The organism is Bacillus sp. 05T22, from assembly GCF_056396765.1.
In genome coordinates this window covers 43,134-68,948 of record NZ_JBFTMC010000009.1, presented here as the reverse complement: position 1 = coordinate 68,948, position 25,815 = coordinate 43,134, and the positions used below count along the sequence as shown (strand labels likewise).

At 36.6% G+C, this 25,815-nt stretch carries 20 protein-coding genes and 5 pseudogenes; 16 read left to right on the top strand and 9 right to left on the bottom strand.

Translation table 11 applies throughout. The features are described 5' to 3' along the window. Nucleotides 1–180 precede the first annotated feature (180 nt). Together AC1DIT_RS05175 and AC1DIT_RS05170 are read left to right on the top strand one after the other, a co-directional pair. The gene (locus tag AC1DIT_RS05175; RefSeq protein WP_016133082.1) at nt 181–1,464 is read left to right on the top strand and encodes an aminopeptidase P family protein; all 1,284 of its coding nucleotides are present in this window, start codon (nt 181–183) and stop codon (nt 1,462–1,464) included. A gap of 99 nt (nt 1,465–1,563) precedes the next feature. Continuing rightward, nucleotides 1,564–1,776, top strand: a pseudogene (locus tag AC1DIT_RS05170) (multicopper oxidase family protein); the annotation flags it as partial. 200 nt (nt 1,777–1,976) lie between these two features. Here the strand turns inward: AC1DIT_RS05170 and AC1DIT_RS05165 are convergent. From AC1DIT_RS05165 to AC1DIT_RS05140, 6 genes and pseudogenes are all read right to left on the bottom strand, one after another. Then, nucleotides 1,977–2,345, bottom strand: a complete 369-nt coding sequence (locus AC1DIT_RS05165; protein WP_016115400.1) for a hypothetical protein — start codon at nt 2,343–2,345, stop codon at nt 1,977–1,979. Between the two features lie 304 nt (nt 2,346–2,649). Beyond that, a complete protein-coding gene (locus tag AC1DIT_RS05160) occupies nt 2,650–3,330 on the bottom strand; it encodes a DUF1266 domain-containing protein (RefSeq protein WP_016115399.1) in 681 nt (226 codons plus the stop codon). A gap of 12 nt (nt 3,331–3,342) precedes the next feature. After that, a complete protein-coding gene (locus AC1DIT_RS05155) occupies nt 3,343–4,641 on the bottom strand; it encodes a J domain-containing protein (RefSeq protein WP_016133081.1) in 1,299 nt (432 codons plus the stop codon). Beyond that, nucleotides 4,638–6,341 carry a molecular chaperone HscC gene (locus AC1DIT_RS05150; protein WP_016133080.1) on the bottom strand — a complete coding sequence of 568 codons (1,704 nt, stop codon included), beginning with the start codon at nt 6,339–6,341 and terminating at the stop codon, nt 4,638–4,640. Before AC1DIT_RS05150 ends, AC1DIT_RS05155 begins: the two co-directional genes overlap by 4 nt. A gap of 592 nt (nt 6,342–6,933) precedes the next feature. Then, nucleotides 6,934–7,240, bottom strand: a pseudogene (locus AC1DIT_RS05145) (MFS transporter); the annotation flags it as partial. A gap of 78 nt (nt 7,241–7,318) precedes the next feature. Continuing rightward, on the bottom strand, nt 7,319–7,651 hold the full coding sequence (locus AC1DIT_RS05140; protein ID WP_016115396.1) for a hypothetical protein: 333 nt from the start codon (nt 7,649–7,651) through the stop codon (nt 7,319–7,321). A gap of 522 nt (nt 7,652–8,173) precedes the next feature. Here AC1DIT_RS05140 and AC1DIT_RS05135 point away from each other — a divergent pair. From AC1DIT_RS05135 to AC1DIT_RS05100, 8 genes and pseudogenes are all read left to right on the top strand, one after another. After that, the gene (locus AC1DIT_RS05135; RefSeq protein WP_016133079.1) at nt 8,174–10,126 is read left to right on the top strand and encodes a bifunctional metallophosphatase/5'-nucleotidase; all 1,953 of its coding nucleotides are present in this window, start codon (nt 8,174–8,176) and stop codon (nt 10,124–10,126) included. A 106-nt stretch (nt 10,127–10,232) separates the two neighbouring features. Then, nucleotides 10,233–10,388, top strand: a pseudogene (locus AC1DIT_RS05130) (IS6 family transposase); the annotation flags it as partial. Then, a pseudogene (locus tag AC1DIT_RS05125) lies at nt 10,387–10,506 on the top strand (YknW family membrane protein); the annotation flags it as partial. The pseudogenes AC1DIT_RS05130 and AC1DIT_RS05125, both read left to right, overlap by 2 nt. Nucleotides 10,507–10,910: 404 nt before the next feature. Then, the gene (locus tag AC1DIT_RS05120) at nt 10,911–11,378 is read left to right on the top strand and encodes a DUF6985 domain-containing protein (protein WP_016133078.1); all 468 of its coding nucleotides are present in this window, start codon (nt 10,911–10,913) and stop codon (nt 11,376–11,378) included. 349 nt (nt 11,379–11,727) lie between these two features. Further along, complete coding sequence (locus AC1DIT_RS05115; RefSeq protein ID WP_016133077.1) at nt 11,728–12,147, top strand: SMI1/KNR4 family protein; 420 nt, start codon at nt 11,728–11,730, stop codon at nt 12,145–12,147. Nucleotides 12,148–12,191: 44 nt separating this feature from the next. Next, entirely contained in the window at nt 12,192–12,638 is a 447-nt protein-coding gene (locus tag AC1DIT_RS05110; RefSeq protein WP_016133076.1) for an SMI1/KNR4 family protein, read from the top strand. After that, nucleotides 12,639–12,710, top strand: a complete 72-nt coding sequence (locus AC1DIT_RS05105; RefSeq protein ID WP_088093729.1) for a DNA/RNA non-specific endonuclease — start codon at nt 12,639–12,641, stop codon at nt 12,708–12,710. Between the two features lie 300 nt (nt 12,711–13,010). After that, nucleotides 13,011–13,526, top strand: a complete 516-nt coding sequence (locus tag AC1DIT_RS05100; RefSeq protein WP_476998087.1) for an ankyrin repeat domain-containing protein — start codon at nt 13,011–13,013, stop codon at nt 13,524–13,526. A gap of 38 nt (nt 13,527–13,564) precedes the next feature. On the opposite strand, the pseudogene AC1DIT_RS05095 reads toward AC1DIT_RS05100, so the two are convergent. The 3 genes and pseudogenes from AC1DIT_RS05095 to AC1DIT_RS05085 all read right to left on the bottom strand — a co-directional run. Further along, nucleotides 13,565–14,044, bottom strand: a pseudogene (locus AC1DIT_RS05095) (hypothetical protein); the annotation flags it as partial. Between the two features lie 725 nt (nt 14,045–14,769). Beyond that, on the bottom strand, nt 14,770–15,309 hold the full coding sequence (locus AC1DIT_RS05090) for an STM3941 family protein (RefSeq protein ID WP_016115395.1): 540 nt from the start codon (nt 15,307–15,309) through the stop codon (nt 14,770–14,772). A 197-nt stretch (nt 15,310–15,506) separates the two neighbouring features. Next, nucleotides 15,507–15,635 carry a DUF1963 domain-containing protein gene (locus tag AC1DIT_RS05085; protein WP_229161768.1) on the bottom strand — a complete coding sequence of 43 codons (129 nt, stop codon included), beginning with the start codon at nt 15,633–15,635 and terminating at the stop codon, nt 15,507–15,509. Between the two features lie 393 nt (nt 15,636–16,028). Between AC1DIT_RS05085 and AC1DIT_RS05080 the strand changes: the two genes are divergently transcribed. Genes AC1DIT_RS05080 through AC1DIT_RS05055 form a run of 6 tightly spaced genes read left to right on the top strand, consistent with a single transcriptional unit; the run spans nt 16,029 to nt 25,805 of the window. Continuing rightward, entirely contained in the window at nt 16,029–19,457 is a 3,429-nt protein-coding gene (locus tag AC1DIT_RS05080) for a DUF4132 domain-containing protein (RefSeq protein ID WP_016133073.1), read from the top strand. Between the two features lie 15 nt (nt 19,458–19,472). After that, nucleotides 19,473–20,579, top strand: coding sequence for an ATP-binding protein (locus tag AC1DIT_RS05075; RefSeq protein WP_016133072.1), 1,107 nt, complete (start codon nt 19,473–19,475; stop codon nt 20,577–20,579). Next, nucleotides 20,540–22,846 carry a DUF5682 family protein gene (locus AC1DIT_RS05070; RefSeq protein ID WP_016133071.1) on the top strand — a complete coding sequence of 769 codons (2,307 nt, stop codon included), beginning with the start codon at nt 20,540–20,542 and terminating at the stop codon, nt 22,844–22,846. Before AC1DIT_RS05075 ends, AC1DIT_RS05070 begins: the two co-directional genes overlap by 40 nt. Continuing rightward, the gene (locus AC1DIT_RS05065) at nt 22,836–23,942 is read left to right on the top strand and encodes a VWA domain-containing protein (RefSeq protein ID WP_016133070.1); all 1,107 of its coding nucleotides are present in this window, start codon (nt 22,836–22,838) and stop codon (nt 23,940–23,942) included. Before AC1DIT_RS05070 ends, AC1DIT_RS05065 begins: the two co-directional genes overlap by 11 nt. Continuing rightward, nucleotides 23,918–25,555: an SWIM zinc finger family protein gene (locus AC1DIT_RS05060; protein ID WP_476998086.1), complete on the top strand. Its 1,638-nt coding sequence runs from the start codon at nt 23,918–23,920 to the stop codon at nt 25,553–25,555. Before AC1DIT_RS05065 ends, AC1DIT_RS05060 begins: the two co-directional genes overlap by 25 nt. After that, nucleotides 25,527–25,805, top strand: a complete 279-nt coding sequence (locus tag AC1DIT_RS05055) for a hypothetical protein (protein ID WP_016115389.1) — start codon at nt 25,527–25,529, stop codon at nt 25,803–25,805. The genes AC1DIT_RS05060 and AC1DIT_RS05055 overlap by 29 nt, the downstream gene beginning before the upstream one ends. The last annotated feature ends 10 nt before the right edge of the window (nt 25,806–25,815 follow it).

Sequence of the window (25,815 nt, the reverse complement as noted above, 5' to 3'; positions counted from 1 at the left end):
GTATGTAAGGAGATTATCTCATGGGTTATTTGCAAATAGAAGGTGGGGAATATTTGACGCTTACTGATTAATGTTTTACTTTCTACACGATAATTATTAATTGACGAAAAATTATAACAATAATAAAATGAATTACATTGGATAATTTGTTTTGATACATAGAATTCAAGGGGGATTATTATGAAGCCAACATTTTTTGCCCAAAATAGAGAACGATTAACGAGAACATTGCCAGATGGATCGATTACTATTTTATTTGCCGGACAGGCACCACATATGTCAGCTGATGCACACTATAAATTTGTGCCGAATCGAAATTTTTACTATTTAACGGGAATCGATGAGCCAAATGTTATTTTTATTTTAAAAAAGTTTGGAGATAGTGTAGAAGAAACTCTTTTCATTGAAAAACCAGATCCAGTGCTTGAAAAATGGGTTGGTAAAACCGTTTCGAAAGAAGAAGCAGAAAATATTTCTGGTATTAAGAAGGTTGTATATATAGAAAGTTTTGAAGTAACAATTGCGAATACACTTTTCGCAGAAAATGTGAAACATGTGTATTTAGATTTGGAACGTCGTAATTGGAAAGGTACTGAGACGAAGGCGCTAGCATTTGCGAAGCACGTAAGAGAACAGTATCCTCATCTTTCAATTGGGAATGTCTATCCGAACATTTGTGAATTACGAGTGTTCAAAACAGATGAAGAAATTAAAAAAATAAAAGAAGCAATTGCGGTTACTCAAGAGGGTATTTATAATGTGCTGAAACAAGCGAAAGCAGGCATAATGGAATATGAATTAGAAGCGCATTTTGATTTCACATTAAAATCGTCTGGTATTAAATATCATGCATTCGATACAATTTTGGCGAGTGGTAAAAATGCTACTGTGCTGCATTATGAAGATAATGATGCAAAAGTGCAACAAGGCGATTTAGTACTGCTCGATTTAGGTGCTCAAAAAGACTACTACAATGCTGATATTAGTTACACATTCCCACCTAGTGGAACATTCTCTAATCGCCAAAAACAAATATATAATATTGTATTAAAGGCATTAAAAGAAACAACTGAACTTATAAAGCCAGGATTAAAATTCGCTGCATTAAATGAACATACAAAAAAAGTACTGGCAGAAGAATGTAAAGAAATTGGTTTAATTCAAGAAGATGAGGAACTATCTAAATATTATTATCATGGTGTGAGCCATTTCCTCGGTTTAGATACTCATGATGTAGGAACATACAAAGATAGAGTATTAGAAGAAGGTATGGTCATTACGATAGAACCAGGTTTGTATATTGAAGAAGAATCAATTGGAATTCGTATTGAAGATGATATTCTTGTCACAAAGGAGGGGTATGAAAACTTGTCAAAAGATATTATTAGAACGGTTGAAGAGATTGAAGAGTTTATGAGAGAAAATAATGAAAACGTTAAGGAAAGACAAGTTGTTACAAAATAGTAAATGTAAAAGACGCTCAATTTTTGGGCGTCTTTTTATTTTGTTCATTTGGCATCTCCATGTTTTCTCGAAAATCGTCTTATATAATAATCTTGAAAAAGCAAAGAAAAGTATGATAAAGATTACACATTAATGTTAGATGAATGGGTAACAGATAAAAAAGAAATCGATAAGCAGTTAAAAGAAATGACAAAAGGGAAAACAGAAAAAGCAGACGGTAATAAATCTAGTATGGATAATAAAAATACGAAAAAGAATGATGATATGAAAGGCATGGATCATTCCGGTATGGACACGGGTAGTGATAATGAGTCAATAAGTATCATGTAGACAGCAGTAACAAGATCAATGATGAGATTAAGGGGCTTGAGGCTTCGCTTGCGGAGAGGATAAGAAAAACTGATGATGCTTTGGCTGACGAGGTTTAATTCGAGAAGGTTAAATGCTATGGGGTGATCTTAATAACTGTTATTGTAAAAAACAAATATAAACGGGTTATAAAGTTAATAGTTCTAAAATTTAAAATACAAAAGTACGTAAGACAAGTGAATGAATATCGACGTAAAAACGTAAACGTAAAGTAACTCCAAAATATACAATAAAAGTTGATTTTGGAGTTGTTTTTTGTTTACTTCACTTTTTTTCGGCACTCTGTATCTAGGTAAACGCCAACACTCCTTTGGGGTAAGGCGTCTAATTTTAAAATCTTTCGTTAATACAGCCTGATTACAAGCTGTATCCAATGTTTGGGCTATGCCTTTACCAACTCTTCCTCGTCTAGTTTTACTTCCTGGTACTGAGAAGTTAATACTATCTCCAATTTGTGCCTCGGCATACCCTTTTTTAGTAGCTTCTCTAATATAAACTGTATGTGTCTTCATGGATAATTTCCCCCTTAGATATGCTATTTTTGTGTATTTTCTATTAATATTCTTGGTGGATCACCGCATGTCAAAGTAGGAGATAGATTATTAGTGTCATATACATGACTGCTTACTCCCCAACCACTAGGATTTACGTTTCCAATTTAATCAATGTAATCACTTCTTCCTGCAAGAATCAGTTTTTTATGTTATTAGAAGTGAATTCTTCTAAGTTTATCAAATACCTTATATGTAAATAAAATCCCAGGAAATCATAGTTCCTAGGATTTTTTATCAATTTGGTTAAGAAGCATAGCATGATTTAACTTAAATCTTTAAGTAGATTATTTTCCCATGGAACAACACGCAATAGAGTTTTTTTATAATCAAACAAGTACGATACGTAATTAATATTATACTTATCTTTATTTATGAATTCTATATCATTTGCGTTAAAGTGGCTGCCGATACGAAAGGCGTTAAAATACTCGTGCCAATCTGAATAAGAATGTTGTGAAAGTCGTGCAGCCTGTATCATAAAGTTCTTTGCTTCCTGTTTTGATAAATAACCGAGTCTTCTACCGACCCGACATAAACAGATACACCATGCATAATCAAACGCTGCAATTCCGGAATCCGTCAAAATGTGTAATCCGTAATTAGCAATATAAAGTTTTTCATAGTCAGGATTGTCTTTCGATAATTGCTTTCGCGCTGCCTCGGAAAGAGGAGTCAATTGATGGCGTATATGATTAAATTCCTGCCGTGTTCCTTCTTCTAAAAACCAAATGATTTTCTCTTTTAACTCCGTCGAATTTTCGATTTGCCATGTCCATAACACGTTCTTCAAAAAACGTTTCCCAATAAAGCGGTCTCTGATAAGGGTAAATTCATATCGGGTAAAATAGTTTGTAAGGTAAACGCAACTCAAACAAACGGAAGACAGACAGCGGAAATATAGTTCGAGCTGTTTCTCTCGTTTTCTTTTATATAAAACAGGCATTCTGTCTCCTCCTTATGCTAATGTTTTAAGCCTAACGAATTTCCATGCTTCCCAGATAAGTGGGAGTAGGAGAAGTAATGCATATTTAGATGGTAATGGGGTTAAAACAATAAGAATCATAAAGAGCAAATAAACCCAGGTGCGGCTAATAAATAGAAACAAAAAGTATAGCGCATATCTGATAATAAACTTCATATTTATTTCTTGTTTCTGTCTTTTCTCTGGAATTTCAGTGTGAATTCGAATACAGTATGAACGAAATTCGAAGCGTTCCACATAACGCTTTACCACATCCAACGCCCTAGTGGCTACAGTTTCTATATCACCTGATTCGAACGAATACTTCACTATTAAGAATTGTGCGTCCATATGCTCCGGCTCAATCGACAGTAGATGCTCACAGTCCTTGATAGCATCTGCAAACTGCCCGCGGTCATAGTAAATCTGGGCCCGATAAAGTAAACCATCTAGGTCATCCGGGCAAATGGCAAGTATGTCATTGAATGATTGTAACGCACGTTCTTTATTTTCTATGCGCAAATAATAAATGCCCTGCATGCGTAAAAGTTCCGGATCTTCTTGATAAAGCTCGTATGCAAAATTGAGTGCACTTTTTGCTGCTTCTAAGTTATTATTCATAAGTGTGAGCTGGACTTCTTCACGTAAATGAAAATACGCTTCAAAATCTAAATCATCACTTTTCTTGAAAACATCATAACGCATTTCCTTCTCGCCGCTAATTCTCTCTAGCAAAAACTGTACCGTGTCCTCACCATATTCAAATTCTAACGCCTCTCTTTGTTCACTAAAGCGAAATACATTGTCGAGAAGTTCCCAAATCGAGCCGGGGAAATGGTAATGATATTGTAAAAATTCTATTAATCTATCTTGAATCACTGCCGCATGTTCTACGTCCCATATCACATCGGAACTTAATAAGTCTTCCCAATTTTTCGGTTCGATTCGTGCAAAGAAATCGTTATACAGCGTCTCGATTTTTTCCGTAAATGCGTGAACGGGATGTTCTGAAACGAGAGTAGCGGCAAGTTCAGCGTCACCATCCATCCATGTAGGAGATACAGGATGGATATAGGAATTTTCTTCGTTTTCATCTGTTTTTTCTAGTTGAGAGGGAGGTGCGGTCTTCATTTGTTTTGCGCTTTTTATCGCTTTATCAAATGCTTCTCTCAGCCTCTGATATCCTTCAGGATCGTCTTCGGGATGATAGATCTTTAGAAGTTTTGCATAAGCCTTTTTAATAGCTGTGATATTATCGGTAGGCTCAATTTCTAACGTTTCCCAAATGCTCATGAATGACTGATCCACCTTTCAATATTCTCTAAATGCTCTTTTAATATATGAGCGGCTTCTTTCACTTTTTTATCATTTTGCGTTGTGAGCGCATTTTCAAATTGCTGTAACAAGATCGCGACTTTCTGGCGTTCGTCACCGAGTAACTCTTCATAGAGCCGTTCGCCTTTTGCGAGCAGCAATCGGTTTTCGGACCGGTCTCGTGGATGAATTTTAATTTCCTTCAATTCTAGTAGTCTAGCTTCAATTTCTTTTTCTGTAAGATTTCCGGCATTTTGTTGGATAATTGCTCTTTTTTTCTCTCCAGTCGTTGTACTTATTACCTCGACTTCGAGAATGCCATTTATGTCATATGTATAACGAATGTCAATCGCCTCTTGTCCAGCAGGAGCAGGAGGGACTTTAATTTTAAGTTCGCCAAGTTTTAAGTTATTTTTAACCAAGCGGTTTTCTCCTTGATAAACATCGACAAGTATGGAGTGTTGTCTATCATTGACAGTATAAAGTCGTTCCACTCGACTTACAGGAATCGGTGTATTTCGTTCAATAATCGGGAAGAAGTATCCGGATCCTTGTTGTCCATTTCCTAATGCTTGAACAACACTAGTTCCTAACGTATATGGACAAACATCCGTTAAGATAACTTCTTCTAGTGCTTTGTTTCGTTCTTTTAAAGCAACTTGAATCGCAGCACCTAAAGCAACCGTTTCATCAGGATTAATATTCGCATGAGGCATGCGTCCGAACATTTTAGAAATGACGGATTTGATAAGCGGCATCCTTGTCGCCCCGCCAATTAGAATGACAGCATCTAAATCCTTAGGGTTTAGCGACGCATCGCGAAGTGCGCGTTCAATCGGATAGCGAAGCCGTAAGAGAAGCGGGGTTACTAATTTTTCAAATTCACTTCTGTTAATGCGAGTTTCATACGTCTCATTATGAATAACGACTTTCATAATCGCGGCAGGCTCATTACATAATGTAAGTTTGCAACGTTCAGCTTGTGCATAAATTAAAGATAGCGTTTTTGAGTCAAGGGAATCGGAATCGAGTTGGTGTGACTCTAAAAAAAAGGACATGAGACTGTTTGTGAAGTCTTCGCCTCCAAGATAATTATCGCCGGCGATCGATTTAACATCCATCACTCCTTCAAATAATTCTAAAATGGACACGTCAAATGTTCCGCCGCCTAAATCAAATACAAGAAATTTTGTCTCTGCCGCTTCCTGATACAGTCCGTAAGCGATAGCAGCTGCCGTTGGCTCACTAATGAGACGTTCAACTTTTAATCCAGCAATTTCAGCAGCTCGTTTTGTCGCTTTGCGCTGAGCATCGTTGAAATAAGCAGGTACGCTAATGACAGCACCAGTAACCGCTTCGTTTAAATAAGCTTCTGCATCTTGTTTTAAAGATTGAATGATAAAAGATGAAAGTTCTTCTGAAGAAAATGTATACATACCTAACTCGTATTTTTTCTCTGTTCCTATAAATCGCTTAAACGTTGATGCTGTAACGTGCGGATGGGTAATCAGCCGTTCTTTGGCGATGCGTCCGACTAAAACTTCACCGCTCTCGTCAACGCTGATGACAGATGGTGTAAGATATTCGCCAAGTGCATTTGGGATAAGGGCTGCACCATGATCCGTCCAATAGGCTACTAAACTATTCGTTGTTCCTAGGTCAATTCCAATCGTTGCCATAATAATCTCCTCTCGTTTTTACTCTATCATACTATATATTATTATTATTATAATATATAGTATGAGAAAAATGGAATCGTGGGGTTTTATTTCTTGAAGGAAAGAGGGAGAAACAGATAGTTTAGTGGTGTTGAGTTTGTTATAAGTAAAGAGGTATAATTTCATCAGAATGTTTTTACAAACATGGGAAAATTTTATGTAAAGGGTGGTAAAGAGGTCAGATGATAATTGGAATTATATGTTTGATTTTAGGAATAGCGTTAATTTGGATGAGTGGAGGGGGACTTTTATTATTGGTGCCTGGCATTCTGTTTACAGTGGCGGGCGGTGTTATATGTGTGATTTTTAGACGGTTAGAAAAAGAGAGAAGAAGATTAAGGAAGAATGGTTAGAAGTTACATATTGTATAGTTTGTACTTACATAATTAGGCGGAAGCATCAGGTCTAAAACATCTCTTATATTTTATAAATTATAAAAAAGAACCCTAAACTTCTCGTTTTAGGGTTCTAATTATGAAAGAATCGTTATTCTATATGACTAGTTAACAAATAGACAATATATCTATTTTGTCGCTTTTCGTCCTACTAATATTCAGTATAGAGATAAACTGAAAAGGGCAATGAGTACGAGAATGAATAGGATATTGCTAAACATGGAAGCGTCCGCATTGTTTGCAATTCCTAGGAAGCTTTGGCGCATTGCGGAATGGTCCATCATTGCTGCTGTATAGGCGATACCGATTGACATCGCGACATTAAGTGTTAAATTATAAAACCCGATTGCTGTTCCTGTTTTTTCTTTCTCGATTGTTACAGATGCAAGAATCAAGTAATGGTGCATACATGAATGCAAATGAACTAGAGAATAGAACCATAGATATGACGAATACTTTTAAACTGAACAATTACATTACAAAGATTTGTAATGACATAATCGAAATAGAGCCCTGTTAATATTAACAGGGCTCTTGTAGAGTTTATGCCTTTTTTCCAAAAATGTTATAGAATCCACCGATTAACAGTGCCAAAGTAGAAAATAAATAAAAGGGTATCATACTTCTACAACAAATAAACATACCAATTGCGGATAGTATCATTAATATTCCAGCTTCTTTATGCGCTCTCTTCGCTCTTATGTATCCATAAACTCCTACAATAGCAGAAAATATTCCTGTATAGCCTATTATGCTATACAGATTAATTGATCCTGAACCATATTCAAAATCCCCAATGAAGATAGAAAATAGCGAACTAAATATCCCTAAAATTATACCGATAAACGCTACAGTATCTTCACCTGTTCTTCCCAATATAAATCTCCACCCTACATTCATATATATTTTATTTCCGTAATACAATTATCATTCATATTTGTTAACAACTCTTAACTCATTTCGAGATGTATCATAATAATGAATATAACCTGTTTCCAATTTTATTTTTTTCTGTTTATGATAGGAAATACTTACTTCTAGATTTTCAGACAGTGCCCCGCACACTTTTAAAATAAAAATTATCATATAACATCAAGAAGTAATGAGGGACTATAGCAAACAATTAGTTCGAATGTACAAACTCATTCTAATTATAGCAAAAGAACTAAGAATTGGAATCTTGGTTCTTTTGCTATATACTATCTCTTCATAAAATCAATTTTCTCAAATACTTCTTGTATTTCTGGTTTTAATGCGTATGCCATCAATTATTCCTCCCTAAATCTAATCTCAATGTCATATTTATCTTTTGTAGTTGAAGTTTTCCAAATAATAAGTTACATTTTTAAAGTTCAAGCAACTTTATGACAGTAAAAAAAGGGGAGAAATATTGTTATTATGCCAAAAATGAAATGGAAGAACTATGTATATTATTTTGTTATTCTTATACTTCTTGGAACAGCAGTAACAGTCGAACCAGCTATCTCTAAAGCTGAGGAATCTGATGTTAATATTACATTATTGGGTACTGCAGATATTCATGGTAGATTTATGCCTTGGGATTATGCGCTTGATGGTGCAAATATGAGTGGAAGTTTAACGCAGCTTTATACGGTTATAAAGAAGGTACGTCAAGAAAATCCAAATACCATATTATTAGATGCTGGGGATACAATTCAAGGAAACTCAGTAGAATTATTCAATGATAAGCCACAATCTCCAATGATGGTAGCGATGAACGCAATGGGATATGATGCTTGGGCATTTGGAAATCATGAATTCAAYTTTGGATTAGATACATTGAAAAAAGTTAGTGAGCAATAYAAGGGAAAGACGTTAGCAGGAAATATTTAYAAGGARAATGGAGAGCGTTTTCTTCCTGCATATACGATTGTTGAAAAAGGTGGAATTAAAGTTGGGATTATTGGCATGAATACACCAATGATTAGTGATTTTGAAAAAGGGACAGATCATTTGGCTGATTTAGTGGTGAAAAATCCAGTAGAAGAGACAAAAAAGGTAATTAAAGAATTAGAAGGTAAAGTAGATGTAATGGTAGGGGTTATGCATATGGGACTAGAAAATGAGAATGGAATCCCTGGTACTGGGGTTCAAGATATTGCGAATGCTTGTCCGGAAATAAGCGCTATTTTTGCAGCTCATATGCATAAACTTGTTAAAAAGGAAGTTGTAAATGGTGTTATTATTACAGAACCAGATAAATATGGAACACATATCTCACGTATTGACCTTACTTTTACAAAGCAAGATGGGAAGCTGGTTTTAAAAGATAAAACAGCTACCGCTTTACCTGTAAAAAATGCTGATGGAACAACGGTATTATCTGATCCTACACTTGAAGCAACACTAACATCTTTTCACGAGTATGCGAGAGGAGATGCAAATGTTGTAGTCGCTCAATTAAAGGGTAGAAATCTTGTTCCTGAAAATGAAATAAAGGGTATTCCAAGTGTGCAAATTCAAGAGACACCTTTATCAGATTTTTTTCATGAAGTCATGCTCTATTACAGCAAAGCAGATGTAGTAGCCCATCAAATTGATAACGATTATGCCCGTTTGGATGTAGGTCCTATTAAGAAGAAAGATATTGCGTATAATTACCAATATGCTTTGGGAGAAATAACAGTATATAAGATAACTGGGAAAGATTTAAAAGACTACATGGAATGGGCGGCAGGGTATTTGAACTCATCTCGTGCCGGAGATGTAACAGTTAGCTTTGATAAAACCCGCCGTGCGTCTAAATACAGTACGAACGATTTCTTTGGAGGCGTAAAATACGAAATTGACTTAACAAAACCATATGGAAGTAGAATTACAAATTTACGATCTATTCGTACAAATAAACCAATCAAAATGAGCGATGTTATGACGCTGGGAATGAATGCATATAGAATGGAGGCTCTTCAGGCAAAATGGGGAGCTTTAGAGGGACGTAAGTTTGAACAAATTTGGTCATCTAAACAAGAGAATGCATTCGGAGAAACAGGTGGAACCATTCGTAACCTTGCTATTACATATTTAAAAGAGATAAAGAATGGTGTATACACGCCCAAAGTTATGCATAATTGGAAAATTACCGGTGTAGATACACATTCTTCAGAGCATAAGGCTGTAGTGGATCTTGTAAATATAGGAATTTTAGAAATTCCAAAAACAGAAGATGGAAAATATACAAATATTGCATCTATAAATACTAAAGATTCAATTACAAAAGAAGAGATTGTAGCACTCTCTCAAAAAGCTAATATTAATCCGAATCAGTTTAATCATGTAAAAACAAAAGGTGAATTTTATAAAAAACTAAATAGGATTATTAAAAAAATATAAGAAAAATCTGGTTCTGTTGCGAAAAAAGGTTCTGTTGCAAAGTTTTCGAAACTCAAGTACACTTTGGAAAAAGATGAACGGGAGCGGGATATTTTAAAGGAAAACAATTCAAACAAGCTACTATTGTCGTTTTTCTTTAAGCTTTCGCGATGTAACTGAAATACTGAAGGAACGTGGGGTGTCTGTTCACCCAACAACCATCATGCGCTGGGTTCATGAATATGGTAACTTGATCTATCAAATATGGAAGAAGAAAAAGAAGAACGTTCACTAATCTAAATAAAAATAAACTTGTGCCGCTAATTATTGCACTTTTTATCCTTACTACTGCATTAGCGAGTATTTCCGGATTCATGCAAGAAATAACTAATCCAAAATGAATTAGACACACTTTCCAATCTCTTGGGAGAGTGTGTCTATTCGACTTTCTCTTTAAGATTTATTTAATCAGTAAAACCTTTTCTAATTTCTCGGTTTTGGTGCAAGAAATCTATTTAAGTGGACATATTCCTTGTGGGTGGAATGGAAAGTATCCAGAAGGAAATATATTTATATACTAGGGAAACAATAGATGATTCAGCTCTGAAGCGTTTTATATATTATCTATATGATATGGGGGATTATCCAAAAAAAAGTTAGATTATTTCAAACTGTCGGATTAAAAACAGGGAAATTCGAAAATGGAAAGTTGTATTAGCTAGGTAGAGTGAGAGGGATAAACACAGGGGCGTATATGTCTGAAGGGTTTGCTACAAAATAGAAATGAACTAAAGGAGATTGCATAATGGTAATAAATGATGAAGTTTTTGGAGAACTTGATTATCAGTATAAATGGCTAGGATACAGAACTGTAAAGTTTTTAGGGAAGGACATCGAGATAGCATTATTAGTAGGAGGTACAGAAGATGGGGAGTTTGATGAAGGACAATATGCAGCATACAACTCATTAATACATAATTGGGAACAAATCCAGCATAGCATACTACATTCAATTTTAGATTATTATAAACAAAAACGGCATGAACTCGGTTATGATGTTGCGTTTAATGAAGAATATCCATTAATTGAGACAGTTGATCAATTAATAGAACATATAATATTAGTAGGTATTTCTGTTCCATATGACTTTTTTCGCGAAGGACGTGATATCGGAATATCATTTGACTGTTCGTGGGATGAAGAAAATGGTTTAGGAGTTCGTCTTATAAATGAAAAAGTAGATGAAATAGGCTATCAAGATGTTGCGGTTTAAATATCACTATTTGCTAGGAATACACATAAAAGATTGGTTTGTTTGGAGGTTAATAGAAAAAAGCAGGGGTAAATACTAGAAATCTCTGCTTTTTTTATGGATAAATGAAAAAATTAACCTTGAAAATTATTTCTATCGTATATAGATGAGATTAATAGAATTGAGGCTTCGCTTGCTAAGGGAGGGGATGTAAGGAGAATTAAGGAAATCAATAAAGAAGCCCTTAAAAATGTGATGGTGGAAGCAGCAAAAAAATCAACCACCATATACTGAAGATTTAGTAATGAAGAAAAAAATCATTAGAATCTGGTAGAAGAGGAGAAATAAAAAAGATAAAGGAGATGATTTCATGGGATTAAAAAAATGGCTTTTTTCTGGTGAATCTTTAAATGAAAAAATTTTTATTGAAGTTGAAAGGTTATTTGGATTTAAACTCCCTGATGATTATAAAAACTGTATAATGGAAAATGATGGAGGGTTTCCAGAACCTAATACCTTTGATTGTGATGATGGAAGAATTGAAGCTGTTTTCAATGCTTTGATTAGTTTTACCGATGAAGATTTAAATATAAAAATGTTTTCTGAATTTTCATCGCAAAAATTAATTCCTTTTGGTAGAGATCCTTTTGGAAATTTACTATGTTTTGACTATAATGACAATGCTGACTCGCCTAAAGTTGTTTTTTATAATTGCGAAGAAACTGGAAGTACATTAATTACCCCAGTATGTCAGTCATTTACAGATTTATTAGATAGATTATATTCTTAAAAATAAAATGAGCACTAACAAAAAGAAAAGTAGGTGGAATTTTAGTGATACAATTTGAGTATTCATATAAACCACTAGCAAGTGAAGATATTAGGAACTTTGAAAATAAGTATGGTGTAACATTACCAGATGACTATAAAAAATTTTTATTACATAGTAATGGTGGTAAACCTGTTAAAAGAAGGTTTAAAACAGTTGATGGGACGATTACAACTTCAATTATGTTGTTTTTCCCAATAGCAGAAGAAACAGAATCAAATTTGCAAAGCTTTTATAATCAATATAATTTAGGTAAAATAGTTCCATCTAATTTGCTACCTATAGGCATTGATCCAGCTGATAGCTTGATATGCTTAGACATTGATGGGGATGGCAAAATCTACTTTTGTGACATGGATTATTTTGAAGAAGACAATGAATTAAAAGATGAGTATGTTAAATTAGTTTCAGAGAGTTTTTTGATGTTCCTTAATAACTTATATATATCATAAATTAACAAGTATGATGGTGGGCACTTGATAGGAACCCAATTCCATGGATCTGGTGATATTGATAATTTGTGAATACAAATATTAAAATGAGAAGCCACAAGATGAAAAATCAAAAGAACAGAGGATTAAACAACTCTCTTCTAGCTATTTTATTTAGTTGTACATATAATATTATTTATTATTAAAAAATAGAATAATCTAAATTCCCCCCTAAGCAAGCTCACTTGTTTAGGGGCATTTTTATGAAAGACGGAAAAAGTAAATGGTGGGTCAGCAAACAAAAACTATGATTAGGGCTATGCAAATAAAGAGTGTTGAAGTTCTTGAAGGATTAGCTAGTAGAAGATAAATTGAAATGAAGGGGGACTTGTTTTGGATAAAAAAAGTGTAAACAAAGCAATAAGGAATGCAATTAAACTTGGTGATGCTCATGAAGTCAAACAATTAATAGGTAATGAAAAAGAAATTTTGAACATAATGACTTCATTTGGTACATGGTTACATGTAGCAGCAAAGAAAGGGCCCCTTGAAATAGTTAAGTATCTCATTGAAAAAGGTATAGATATTGATGCTAGAGGTGGTAYATTYGATGCTTCTGCRTTAAATKTGGCAGCAGGAGCKGGGCAWTTGGAGATAGTAAAATATCTAATAGAGGTTGGTGCAGAATTAGATGTGAGCTTAGCAAAAAGGAATCCATTATTTGGAGCAATTTATGGTGGGCATAAAGAAGTAGCCGAGTTTTTAGTAGAAAGAAAGGGTTATTTACTTTWCAACCACTTAGATCTAACCAATTCTTTTTCTTCAAATAAGTTACATAAGTTGTTCTTAGTTAGTTCAAAACACACTAACCAAAAATCTTTTTGCCACTTTGAACAGTCTTCCTCGTAATCCATAAGCATCTGAAGCATACAGTATGAATCAGATGGCTGAATATCAATCATATCATTTTTAAAAAATAAAGCTGTAAGACCATGTTCAATAGATAGCAAGCAATTTTTATGAAATGAAATTGCAAAGTAAGCATAGTTGTCCTTCGTATAGTTAGGTAAAATCTCAAATGTAGGAGTTCCTAAATAAGGATGGATTTCTTCCATACTATTAAAAGTAATAGGGCTAAAGGAATGGTCATTTACATTTTCATTATATATTTCGTATCTCATTAAATCTTTGAATTGCAATTCAAATAGAGCATTTAGTATATTTTCATAAATAATATCAAAGTGTTCCTTTAAATAACATAGCGTATTATAAGCTTCTTTTGTTAAAGGTTGATTATTTTCTAAATACCCATCTATCTCAATGTTTTTTTGTTTAAAAAACGAAATGGAACAATTTACGTTTATAGACCTATCCCAATAGTCGCATTCTTTGGAAAACTTAAAATTGTCTACTTTGTATAACACCATTCACACCTACCTAATTAAATTTTGTTATTCATAATTAACGCCCTCTTATTAGCGAAGTTGAATATGTTCCCCGACTGTTTTTATTATGGCACAATCACAGCGTAGGGTGTAGTATAATTGTAATTAATTCACAAAAACGAAAAGTATTTTTTAGTCTTGAAAAATAGCTGTAATCCTTATAACCTCCATCAAAAATAAATAACATCCCTTTAAATACTAAATCCAAAGCGTACAACGGTGTAAATTTTTAAACGTATTAGTATGAATAGGGAAACAATTTTTAAGGAAGAACTTTTTTGGCAAAATAAATGGGTTGACCAATACTAATTTTCTATTCTAGAAAGAGAGTGTTTTAGTAKAAAATAAACCTTAGTACCAAATAACATTTCTTGAACCTCTCACAACTAAAGACATGAGAGGTTCAAAATGTTTATTGTAGATATTAAATGAAGTTAAAATATTTATAAAAAAGATTTCAAGAAGGGAATTCTATATCGAATAGCAGAAAGAAAAGATACTAGATTTAAAGCAATGAAAAGCATAATGTGCCCCCATTCTTTCATAGTATGATTGCAAATCGATAAAGAATGGGGGGATACATATACTCATTAATTAAAATGATAACTATTTAATGGAAAGTAGCAGAACGAAATAAATATAAAAGAACATCTTTTTCATTGAGATGTTCTTTTTTTCCTTATACCTAAATTAATTCTTTTGTTATATTATTTCGCTTCATCTTCAGGAATTAAAAAGCTTATATCATACTCATCTAACTTCTCAAGTAATGCTTCTCCATCGATTTTCAATAAATTCATATGAATATTAAATGGTATAAATCCAGCACGTTTATTAACTCGATACAGCCGTTGTCCTTTTGAAGGTATAGAGGCGATATATCGATCTTCAACATCATCTTCCATCACGATTCCTAAATACTTTTGCCCCTGGATTGCATAAGGTAAAACACCTAATACATCCTCCAAAGCGATTTTTACAGGATATTTTGGATTGTTAATAATTGTAATGTATTCTTGTTCTAAAATGATGGCTGGTTTTTTCGTAAGCATTTTTTGGATAACTTTCCAAAGAGCAATTAGTACAACGAATGCAAGAGCTCCAAATAAAAATCCAACTATGAAATTAGGCTCCTCAGATGAAAATGCATACATAACAATAAAGAGAAACATCACTTCAACTACCAAAGTCAAAAAAAATAATCCGACTACTTTTCTCTTTGACTCGTAAATATCATATTTTCTCATACGATTCCCCCCACTCATATAAACCCACTTTGATTTTCTAACATATTCGTCATTGCTATGCAGAACCGAAAGCAAAATGCCTATCCTATATAAATTGAAAAGTTTATGTGCCTTTTCAATTTATATAGATGATCTATTTCGCCCAACAGGACTGCAACATACAACATACATTTTCGAGGCGGCGATGTTTTAAATCTTCATCTGAAATACAAAATCCAACATTTTATTTTTGGGTAAATCATTTTGTGTGTTTCTTCGCTATGTAATTCTGCTAAATTTAATTGAGTGATAAAATGAAGGGGATGCCCTTTATATGTAGGATACATAAATGATGCGGGCAAATCAGGAGTTCATCCCATTTTCGAACACCGCCAATAACTCTTCTTTCATATGTGTTAGTTGATACTTGTCAAGCAATGTCCCAATATGTTATTTCATAAAAAACGCCTTGTGCAAAAATTAGTACCTATACATCATATCATGAAAACACTCATCACTTACTTTGTTTATCTCTAAACCAAATTTTCAATGATTGTTTTAAATAAATATAAAGTTTTTAAAAGAAACAAATGTTCGTATGTAGATTGATATGATATACTAATAATGTAAATATATTCCGTATTTTTGTATCTGAAATTTCAGATATGCGAGAGAATAGGTATTATCATATGTATATGGTATAACGATGAGTTTATAAAAGAACTAGGGAGGCAGAGAAGATGGCAGTCAGTACACATCAGTTGTTTCAACACCTTAATATGACAGGAGCACAAGAAGAATTAGCATTCCGTTACTTGCAGACGAGGGATGAAGAAGTTTTAAAACATATAGAACAAACAACCATTTGCGAAAATAAGCGTAGTGATTTTGCTTGGCAGTTCACAAATGACTTTAGGAAAACGTATAAGCAAGATCCAGTGTTTTTTCGGTTATTCTATCATTTACTTGAAGATCAACTGTTGAATGTTCTTCTCGTGCGTTTTTCATATATGAGTTTTCCAGATATAAAGGTTTATTTCGAAAAAAGCGGTCTTTTATTCGATAGACTTGTAGTATTTGCTTGTAAGTATTTAACGAATCTTTCGCGTTCTGTAAATGAAGCGGATGTTTTTCTTAGACAATTAATAAGGGAAAATCCGAAGTATATAGAAGAACAGTTGCAAGTTATAACAGGTCAGCAAAAATTACTTTTGCTTCTAGTTATGTTAGATGCAGATTATGAGAGATTTCTTCCTTATCGTTCTTTACTTGAAGAAGAATTGCAAGAGCATGCGGAGTATATATTGAGGCTAAGCGGTGCAGAAGACAAGGTTGAAGCAGCTCAAAAGTACGTTCGAGGCGAATCTGTTAGTAAGGTGTTTGCCGGGTCATCTTTACCTGACTTTACTTGGCAGCAAATTTTTCGTATGTATCCGCATTCGGATGTTGCAAGAAGATATATGGAATTGTTAGTGAAATGCTCTGTTAAAAATTTTATGAATTATGCAATTTCACATGTTAGCCATACTCTTGAACAGTCTGGAAATTACAAAAAAACAAAAAGTTTTGATACACAATTGTATGAAACAATCCGAGATTTGTGTGAGCAATTCGGTATTTCAGAGGAAAGATTTTTCGCATATCGCCTTACGCAACATCATTTAGGTGTTGTTGATTTTGATCGCGTATATGAATACCAATTGTTGCTTCGTATGGTGGAAGAGCAACCGGAATTTGTGCAGCGTACACTGCAATATTTAAGTCAAAGTCATTACCTTTTTGTATCAATGCTTTTAGCGGAAAAAGGGTACGAGTTACATAGAAACAAAGTACGTGAAGAGTTTTTAACGGTTGTCCTTCAAACAAAATCATCTGACATACGTGGTACATATCGTGACTATTTATTAGGCAATTTATCATTTGAGGATATGAAGCAACAGTTCGAAAGTTTGAAGTATAGAAATAATTACTGGAGAATGCCTGTTTTAGAAATTGCGCTTCTTTGGGATATAGAGGAAGCGGCAAAGAGAGAAGCAGTTCTTACGCTTCAACTCGGGAAAACCTATAACTATAGTTTATACGAACTTCTGCAGCGCTATGCTGCTATGGAGAACTCGCCAGAACAGGTGCTGGAAGATCTGCTTTCCTACGGTTTATCGATGGAGAAGCTCGTTTTTTATTCCATTGAACAAGCTTCCGGGCATAGTGAGAAACGAAATAAGGCGACGGAGGCACTCGTTCGTTTGTTTGTAAAAGAACGAGCGTATGTGACAGAGAAATTTCCTGAGTATTCTGCAGATGAACGGATTTTTATTTTGGATGAGTTGGCAAAGGATAACGTAGTTCAGACGCGTAATCTTCTCATTCAAAGCCTTGGGGATTCCTCTAAAAAGGTACGTACCGCTGCCGTAGAACTTCTTACAAAAGATACGGAGGCTGCAGAAGATGTAGCAAATGAATTAAATCATAGAAAGAAAGTTGTACGCGAAAATGTAATGCAAACACTTTTATATTATAAAACTGACAAATATACAAAGCTTGTACAGGAAGCTTTACAAGAAAAGAAAAACGCTTCTTTGACGGAGAAGTTTGCTCCATTGCTTGGAGAAGGAGACTTAGAAGGAGCATCAGGAAGTATAGAAGCTCTTTGCATGCGTATTTTAACGCCGCAAAAAAGGAATGCACTTGTGCAGTGGCTCGGATTTGAACCGCAAATCCGCCTTCGTGATTCTGATGCAATTGCAGATGCAATGATTCCTCTTGCATATTTTCAGCAGTACGTATCAGATTCTGTCATTGAGAAGAAGGAAGCTGCAGAAGTAATAGGTGCGGCTCTAAACGAACAAGATTTAAAGGAAAATATACAAGCAATCTATCAGCTTTGGGTTTCTCAAGGCGCGGAATCGAAGAAACGCGGTATTCTTTCGTTGTACGGTATTTATAGTGATGACGAAATGGCGTTGCAGCTCAAAAAGCAGATTGATGAGTGGGCACTTGGCATGCGCGGAGCGATTGCTGCTGCAGCTGTTCAGGCGCTAGCGTTGTCCCAATCACATATTGGACTAATGTCTATCCATGCGATGGCATTTAAGTATAAACATAAGCAAGTGCGTAATGCTGCGAAAGAAGCGCTAAGTCTCGCTGCGAAAACGCGTGGTATAACAGAGGAAGAATTAGAAGATCAGCTTGTCCCAGACCTTGGTTTTAATAAACGCGGTGAAAAGACAATTGATTACGGCAGCAGAACATTTACTGCCTATTTAACTCCAAACTTGAAAATTGAGCTGAAAACGGGAGAAGGAAAACGAATAAAGTCGCTTCCGAAACCAAATGCAAAAGATGATGCGGAAAAAGCTGAGGAGGCTAAGGCGGAGTTATCCTCTATAAAGAAGCAGCTCCGAACTATGATTACGATGCAAACGCAGCGTCTTGAAACAGCACTTTCTCTGAATTGCTATTGGTCTCAAAATACATGGCAGTCTCTGCTTGTAGAAAATCCAATTATGCAGCAGTTCGCTATCTCCCTTATTTGGGGTGAATATAAGGAAGGAAAGTTGCTTGCGATGTTCCGCTATATGGAGGATGGCACGTTTAATACGATTGAAGAAGAAGAGCATGAACTTACGCCAGAAACTGTTATCGGTCTAATCCATCCGCTAGAATTGTCAGAAGAGGAACGAGAATTATGGAAGGAACAGCTAGAAGATTATGAGATGGATCAGCCATTTCCGCAAATTGACCGTGAAGTATTTCAGGTGAAGGACAATGAGGAAGTCACTGTAGAAAGGTTTGCTGGTATCCAAATTAATGGCCGTTCGCTGTTTGGTAAGATGACGAAGTACGGCTGGAGTCGTGGATCGGTTCAAGATGCTGGTGTATATTATACATTCTATAAAGAAGATACTCGCGCCGGGCTAGGGGCGGAGCTTGCGTTTGAAGGGGCACCGGTTGGGTATGAAGTCGAGGATGATGTGTGCGTTTTTGAAATTCAATTTTACAAAGCAGGCACGGTGAGCCGCGGTTCGTATGACTACGACGAAATTGATCATGAGAGACGCGTTTTACCGAAGCAAGTATCGGAACGCTTTTTTAGCGAAATTTTATATGATATAAAACGGGCAACAGAATCGAACCTTGGCCGTGATGAAAACTGGCGCAGTAAGCGATAAGAAAGGAAATGACATATGCAGTCTATTAAACCATTAATGGAAGAATTATATGAAATAGAATTGAATGCGTTAGAAGCGAATGATTCGTTTCCGAAACCACCTAACTGGCGATTGTCACCGCGTGCCGTTCGTACGTTTATTATCGGACAAGAAGAACCGCTTCTTTTGGAAGGAAAAGAAGTGGAAATTAGTCGTAAGTTTTATGGTAATGATGTGCTTGTAGAACGAGCAATTGTCACATTAGCAGGAAATCGCGGACTTATGCTAATCGGCGAGCCGGGAACAGCAAAAACGATGATAAGCGAGCTGCTTTCTGCTGCGATATGCAGAAATAGCCGCAACACTGTGCAAGGAACAGCTGCTACGATGGAGGATACGATTAAGTACTCGTGGAACTATGCACTTCTTCTTGCGAAAGGGCCTGTAAGAGAGGCGCTTGTGCCAGGACCTCTCTTCGTTGGTATGGAACAAGGGATATTAACTAGATTTGAAGAGTTGACGCGCTGCCCGCAGGAAGTACAGGATTCGTTAATTAGTGTTTTGAGCGACAAAGTGCTGAACATTCCAGAGTTTGGGGAGCAAGGAATTCTTACAGCTAAGCCTGGATTTAATATTATTGCGACGGCTAACACACGAGATCGCGGTGTGAATGAAATGAGCAGTGCATTGAAGCGTCGTTTTAATTTTGAAACGGTGCATCCAATTAAGGATGTAAAGCTTGAAGCAAAAATAATAGAGTCACAAGTAACACGCTTATTAGGAGCATCAGGTATCACCCCAAAAGTGGATGAAACGGTTGTTCAGCTGCTAGCGACTGTTTTTCATGAACTACGGGAAGGTGTAACTGCTGAAGGAAAACGAATTGATCAGCCTTCTTCCGTAATGAGTACCGCAGAAGCAGTATCGGTATATTATCAAAGTGCAATGGACGCGTACTATTATGGAAGCGGACAGGTGAAGATGGATGCACTTGTTCGATACTTATCCGGAACGATTGCGAAAGAAAACAAGGAAGATTTAGAAAAGCTGCGCAGTTACTTTACAAGCATCGTTAGGGCGCGAGGTCAAGTAGGAGGAGAGGTATGGAAGTCGTTTTTCGAAGCTCGCAATCAGCTGAAGTAAATACATTGTTTCAAAGAGCTTACAATTTAAGCAACAACGTCGTATATGTGCCGATTCGCCATCATAGTCCTGCATGCTCTTTTCATGTACAAAAAATAGTTGAATTATATAAACCGGATGCGATTCTTATAGAGGGATTGATGGATTGTAACTCCCTTATTCCGCATATCGTGAGTGCAGAGAGCGAGACTCCGATTTGTATATATTGCAGTTATGATGATAAAACGGATGTGCTTGAAAGAGGAGAAAGTGGAAAGTACCGTGCGTACTATCCCTTTCTCGACTATTCACCGGAACTTGTCGCGCTACGGGAGGGAGCTGCACAAAGCATTCCTGTTTCATTTATTGATCTTCCCTTTAAGGAATATTTGTTTGTAACGAAAAACGAGGAAGAGCGCGGGAAGTATGACGAGCAATATTTCCGGCACAGTCAATATGTCCGTATGCTTTCGGAAAAAACGGGGTGCCGAAGCTTTCATGAATTTTGGGATAAATACTTTGAGTTGCAAGGCTTTCATATGACAAGTGAGGAGTTTGTCCATCAGCTCTTCGATTATTGTTATTATACGCGCGCGGACTATACGCAGGAGATGCTGACAGAAGACGGTTGCGAAGCCAGGGAGATACACATGGCAAAGGAAATTGAAAAAGCGCGTAAAGTGTATGACAAGGTGCTCGTTATTACCGGAGGCTTTCATGTGAAAGGGCTTCTTGAATTGGAAGGGAAAAAGAAACAGCTGTCCAAAAGCCCATTATCTAAAACGTATGCCAAAAACTACCTTATGCCGTATTCCTTTTTGGAAAGCGACCAGACGCGCGGTTATGAAAGCGGTATGCCTGCACCTGCTTTTTATCAACATATTTGGGAGAACAGGGACGAGGCGGCAGCTGAGCAATTTATGATACGAATTGCTAGACAGTTAAAAACAGAAGGTATATCAATGGCAGATGAGATTGAAGCTGCGCGAATGATACGTGAACTTGCACTGCTTCGGGGAAAGATGCAGCCTGGGTTGTATGAGCTGATGGATGCGGTGCACAGTGCATTTGTTAAAGGAGAGATATCTTCGGCAGATAAACCTTTGACGCTACTTCAGACGAGTCTGCAAGGGACGAAGCGCGGAAAATTGTCAAAAGAAGCGGATGTGCCGCCGCTCGTGCATGATTTTCGTGCTTCTGTTCGTTCGTTTCGTCTTCCGGCGCGTTCTACTGTACCACAGGAGACGATTCTTGACATATATAAGAAAGAAAGGCACTTGCGTTTAAGTCAATTCTTTCATTGCCTCGCTTTTTTAGGAGTTCCGTTTTGCGAGAAGCTGCGCGGTCCAAACCTAGCTAGAAAGCAGAATATTAATCTTATGCGAGAAACTTGGAAATATCGTTTTTCAGCACAAGTAGAAAGTGCTCTCATTGATTTATCTGTGTATGGCGGAACGGTGAGAGAAGCCGCGCAGGAAATGCTAAGAGCAAAGCTGTATAAGGCGAAAGGGCGTGCGGGAGAGGTGGCCCTTTTATTGCTAGACGCCTACTTAAGTGGTTTATTTTCCGAGTTCGCTATGTACAATCAGTTTATAGATGAAGCTGTGCAAGAGGATGGAGATTTTGCTTCTATGGCAGATTGTGCTTACTATTTATCACAAATAGAAAAAGCAGATCAGCAGGCGGATAGTGCTAGACATAAAGCGCTTTCGTTATTTTCTGTTTTAGATGGGGGCGAACCAGCAATTATTGCGGAAAAGCTTATCGATTTGTATACGCTGCAGCCTGCGGACCAGCAATTTATTGAAGCATTGGAGCTTTATTTGCAAAAGGAAAAACGAGAAAGCCAAGTAGAGGGAGCGGTATTTGGGCTGTTAACTTCTTTAGGGAAGCGGAAAATCGATGAGGTAATGCAAGTAGCAGAAGGGTATTTTTATGGAAGTGGCGATATGCAAAAGCAAGCTCCGATATTTTTGAATGGTTTGTTTGCTGGCGCAAAAGATATCTTTTTATATAACGAATGGCTGCTTGGCGGGATGTCCCATGTCCTAGAAGAACTTGATGAAGAGATGTTTTTACAAGTGTTGCCGCATTTACGCCTCTTGTTCAGTCAATTCACGCCGCTTGAGGTGGATACGATTGCTAGACAGATTGCTCGATTATATGGAGCCACAGAAGAAGTGATAAAAGAAGAAGCAATTTCCGAAGAGGTGCTGACGTATGCAATACAGTTAGATCAGAAAGCGCGGGGAATTTTAATGAGACGGGGGCTAGAAGATGGAGAATAACATTTCTTTAAATCGCTGGCGTCTTGTTCTTGGGAAACATGCGGATGACCAAATCACATTTCAGGAAGAAGATCCTGCATACAGAGAAATGGATGATGTGCTGGAGTTTTTGTACGAGAGAGAACGCGGAGAAGAACGCGGTGGATCCCTAGATCCCTCTCAGCTAACAGTGCCGACTTGGATTTCGAAAGTGCGGGAGTTATTTCCGAAAGAAACCATTGAAATTATGGAAAATCATGCGCTAGAAAAGTATGAATTAACAGCTCTATTGCAAGATAAGCAAACGCTTGAAAAAATGGAGCCGAATATGAATTTATTAAAATGYATTTTACAATTTAAAGATTATGTAAAACCGGATGTATTGGACACAGCTAAACGTATTGTAGCGAAAGTCGCTGAGGAGTTGCGTCGTAATTTAGAGCAAGAAGTGAAGCACGCATTAAGCGGTAGAGCGGATCGAAATCGTTCTAGTCGCGTACGCACGATGCGCAACTTTGATTTTAAGAAAACGATTCGAAAGAACTTGAAGCATTTTGATAAGGAAACGAACACCATTCATATTGAAAAACCGTACTTTTATGCTGCCACGAAGCACGTTAGCCCATGGCGTGTGATCCTCGCAGTAGACGAGAGCGGAAGTATGATTGATTCTGTTATTCATAGCGCAGTTATGGCGGGTATTTTTGCAAGCTTACCGACGATTAAGACAGATTTGTTCATCTTTGATACAGATGTTGTTGATTTAACGGATCGTATTGACGACCCGGTGGAGACGCTTATGAGTGTACAGCTTGGGGGAGGAACATATATTGCTCAGGCGCTGCGTTACGCAACGAATAAAATCGAGATGCCTCATAAAACAATTGTCGTGCTTGTAACGGATTTATATGAAGGTGGCAGTTACAATGAAATGTACCGAGAAGCGATGAAGATTGTAGAATCAGGGGCAAAGTTGATTGTGCTTACTTCTCTTGATCCGACTGCACAGCCTTTTTATGATAAACAGGCAGCAAAAAAAATGGCGGCGCTCGGTGCTCATGTAGCGGCACTAACACCAGGGAGGTTGGCACAATGGATCGCAACAATCATTTCTTAAATGTTCTTTCCTCTATTGATGAAACATACTTAATCGCCATGTCCAACAAAGGAACATATAAGAGAGCAATGAAGGATTTGGCCGTTGTATCAAATGTCAAAATGGACGTAGAAGAGGGTGCAGTGCAAATACATCTTGATGACGGAATTACTGTAACGTTTACGGGTGATATACGCAGTTACTCTTGTAGTTGTGAAGCCCGTTCGATTTGTAAACATGTCATTATGGCTCTGTTAGAAGCAAAGAAGATGTACGAAGGTGAAGAGAACATAAAAGTTGATTTCTCTGCTCTTTTGAATGTGGACGTTCGCAATATTGTCTCCGAAAAAATGTGGGCTGAAATAATGTTTCGCGAAACATTTCAGCAAAAGTTTGTTTTAGAAGAAGAGGGGGCTTTAATTGCGTCCTTCCCAGAAGAGAATATAGCGGTTCGCTTTCTAACAGCCGAATCGGTAGCGGATGCAATCTGTACGTGCAAAGCAGAGGGGATATGCCGGCATAAGGCGGAAGCGGTATATTGGTATCAAAAAGAGAAAGGAATCTCGCATGAAACGAAACAGATGCATCCTCTTATCATTGCGCCGGATAAGCTATCTATTTTCAAAGAAATGATCGAGCAAATTGTTCACTTTGGATTAACACGCCTTACCGAAAATACAATCTATGAAATAGAACAACTTTCTGTAAAAGCACGTTCTTTGAAACTAGCAAAGTTAGAGAATTTATTTCGCAAGCTCGGGGCGGATATCGGGCTATATCGGATGAAACATGCATCTTTTCAAATGGCATCTTATCGGCAAACACTGTCCGCGATTTATGAACACATTTTGTTGTTGGAGCRCCACCATCTGCAAGAGAGTCCGTTTCGTTCGGAATATTACGAAGTTCCACCACTTATTTTGCATGCTTTCGGTGCATCTGGCTGGCAAACGAAGTCTGGTTATGTTGGTGTGACGTATTATTTCTATAATCGAGAACAGGAAAAGTGGATAACATACACACAGTCACGCCCCATGTTTTATGAAGGGAGTAGCACAACTCCTGAAGAACTCCATGAAAGGCAAGTTCCATGGGGAATTGCAGGGAAAGGATACGAACTATCTCGTTCATCTTTCCAATTGAAGCAGGCAAAACTTAACGCCGATTTTCAATTGTCATCTAGCTCACAGACAGTAGGAGAAGTGGAAGGAAAAACAAATGTGGCAGAGTGGCAATCTCTCTTTTTAACCTCATGGGAAGAACTACTAAAAAAAGTAAAAGAGCACAGGTTAGAGGCAAATAAACAAGGAGTCTTTTGTATCGAAGTTGCTGAAATGGGAGAATGGGAATTTCAGAAGCAAGAACAAAAATGGATCATACCTCTTATCGATAAGGCTGGTAAAACATTGCAAATGCAAATGATGAAACGACCAGAAAATGAGCGGATGATTCGACTTGTAAAAATATATTTGGACTCGTTGCATGTAAAGAGAATGCTAGTTCATCCTTATCAGGAAGGAACAAAGCTCGTAGTTACACCTATTATTTTATATACAGAAGCAGGAGAGATTATAAATATTACACTCAATGAAGGAGAAACATTCTATGATCGAGTTAATGCGTATAATCGATGAATTGGAACAAGTTCTAGATGAGATGCTTGTCTCAGGAGCAGGGACTGTACCTTTTTCTTTTTTTCAGGATATAAAACGGGAATGCGAAAAGTACGGTCTTTCTTATGCTGCCGCGCAGCTACTTATCATAGAGGAAGAACGAAACAAGGCCCGCTTTCTTCATAAAGAAGAGACAAGCAAATTGACAGAAGCGTTTTGTAAGTTGCAGGAATATATTCAAGTTGTAAAGGCTGAAGTGCTACATTTATGATTCAGCCAAG

Coding starts and splice junctions, on each gene's coding strand:
- AC1DIT_RS05175 (WP_016133082.1), top strand. CDS start 181: ATGAAGCCAACATTTTTTGCCCAAAATAGAGAACGATTAACGAGAACA.
- AC1DIT_RS05165 (WP_016115400.1), bottom strand. CDS start 2,345: ATGAAGACACATACAGTTTATATTAGAGAAGCTACTAAAAAAGGGTAT.
- AC1DIT_RS05160 (WP_016115399.1), bottom strand. CDS start 3,330: ATGCCTGTTTTATATAAAAGAAAACGAGAGAAACAGCTCGAACTATAT.
- AC1DIT_RS05155 (WP_016133081.1), bottom strand. CDS start 4,641: ATGAGCATTTGGGAAACGTTAGAAATTGAGCCTACCGATAATATCACA.
- AC1DIT_RS05150 (WP_016133080.1), bottom strand. CDS start 6,341: ATGGCAACGATTGGAATTGACCTAGGAACAACGAATAGTTTAGTAGCC.
- AC1DIT_RS05120 (WP_016133078.1), top strand. CDS start 10,911: ATGGTAATAAATGATGAAGTTTTTGGAGAACTTGATTATCAGTATAAA.
- AC1DIT_RS05115 (WP_016133077.1), top strand. CDS start 11,728: ATGGGATTAAAAAAATGGCTTTTTTCTGGTGAATCTTTAAATGAAAAA.
- AC1DIT_RS05090 (WP_016115395.1), bottom strand. CDS start 15,309: ATGAGAAAATATGATATTTACGAGTCAAAGAGAAAAGTAGTCGGATTA.
- AC1DIT_RS05085 (WP_229161768.1), bottom strand. CDS start 15,635: ATGTATCCTACATATAAAGGGCATCCCCTTCATTTTATCACTCAATTA.
- AC1DIT_RS05080 (WP_016133073.1), top strand. CDS start 16,029: ATGGCAGTCAGTACACATCAGTTGTTTCAACACCTTAATATGACAGGA.
- AC1DIT_RS05075 (WP_016133072.1), top strand. CDS start 19,473: ATGCAGTCTATTAAACCATTAATGGAAGAATTATATGAAATAGAATTG.
- AC1DIT_RS05070 (WP_016133071.1), top strand. CDS start 20,540: ATGGAAGTCGTTTTTCGAAGCTCGCAATCAGCTGAAGTAAATACATTG.
- AC1DIT_RS05055 (WP_016115389.1), top strand. CDS start 25,527: ATGATCGAGTTAATGCGTATAATCGATGAATTGGAACAAGTTCTAGAT.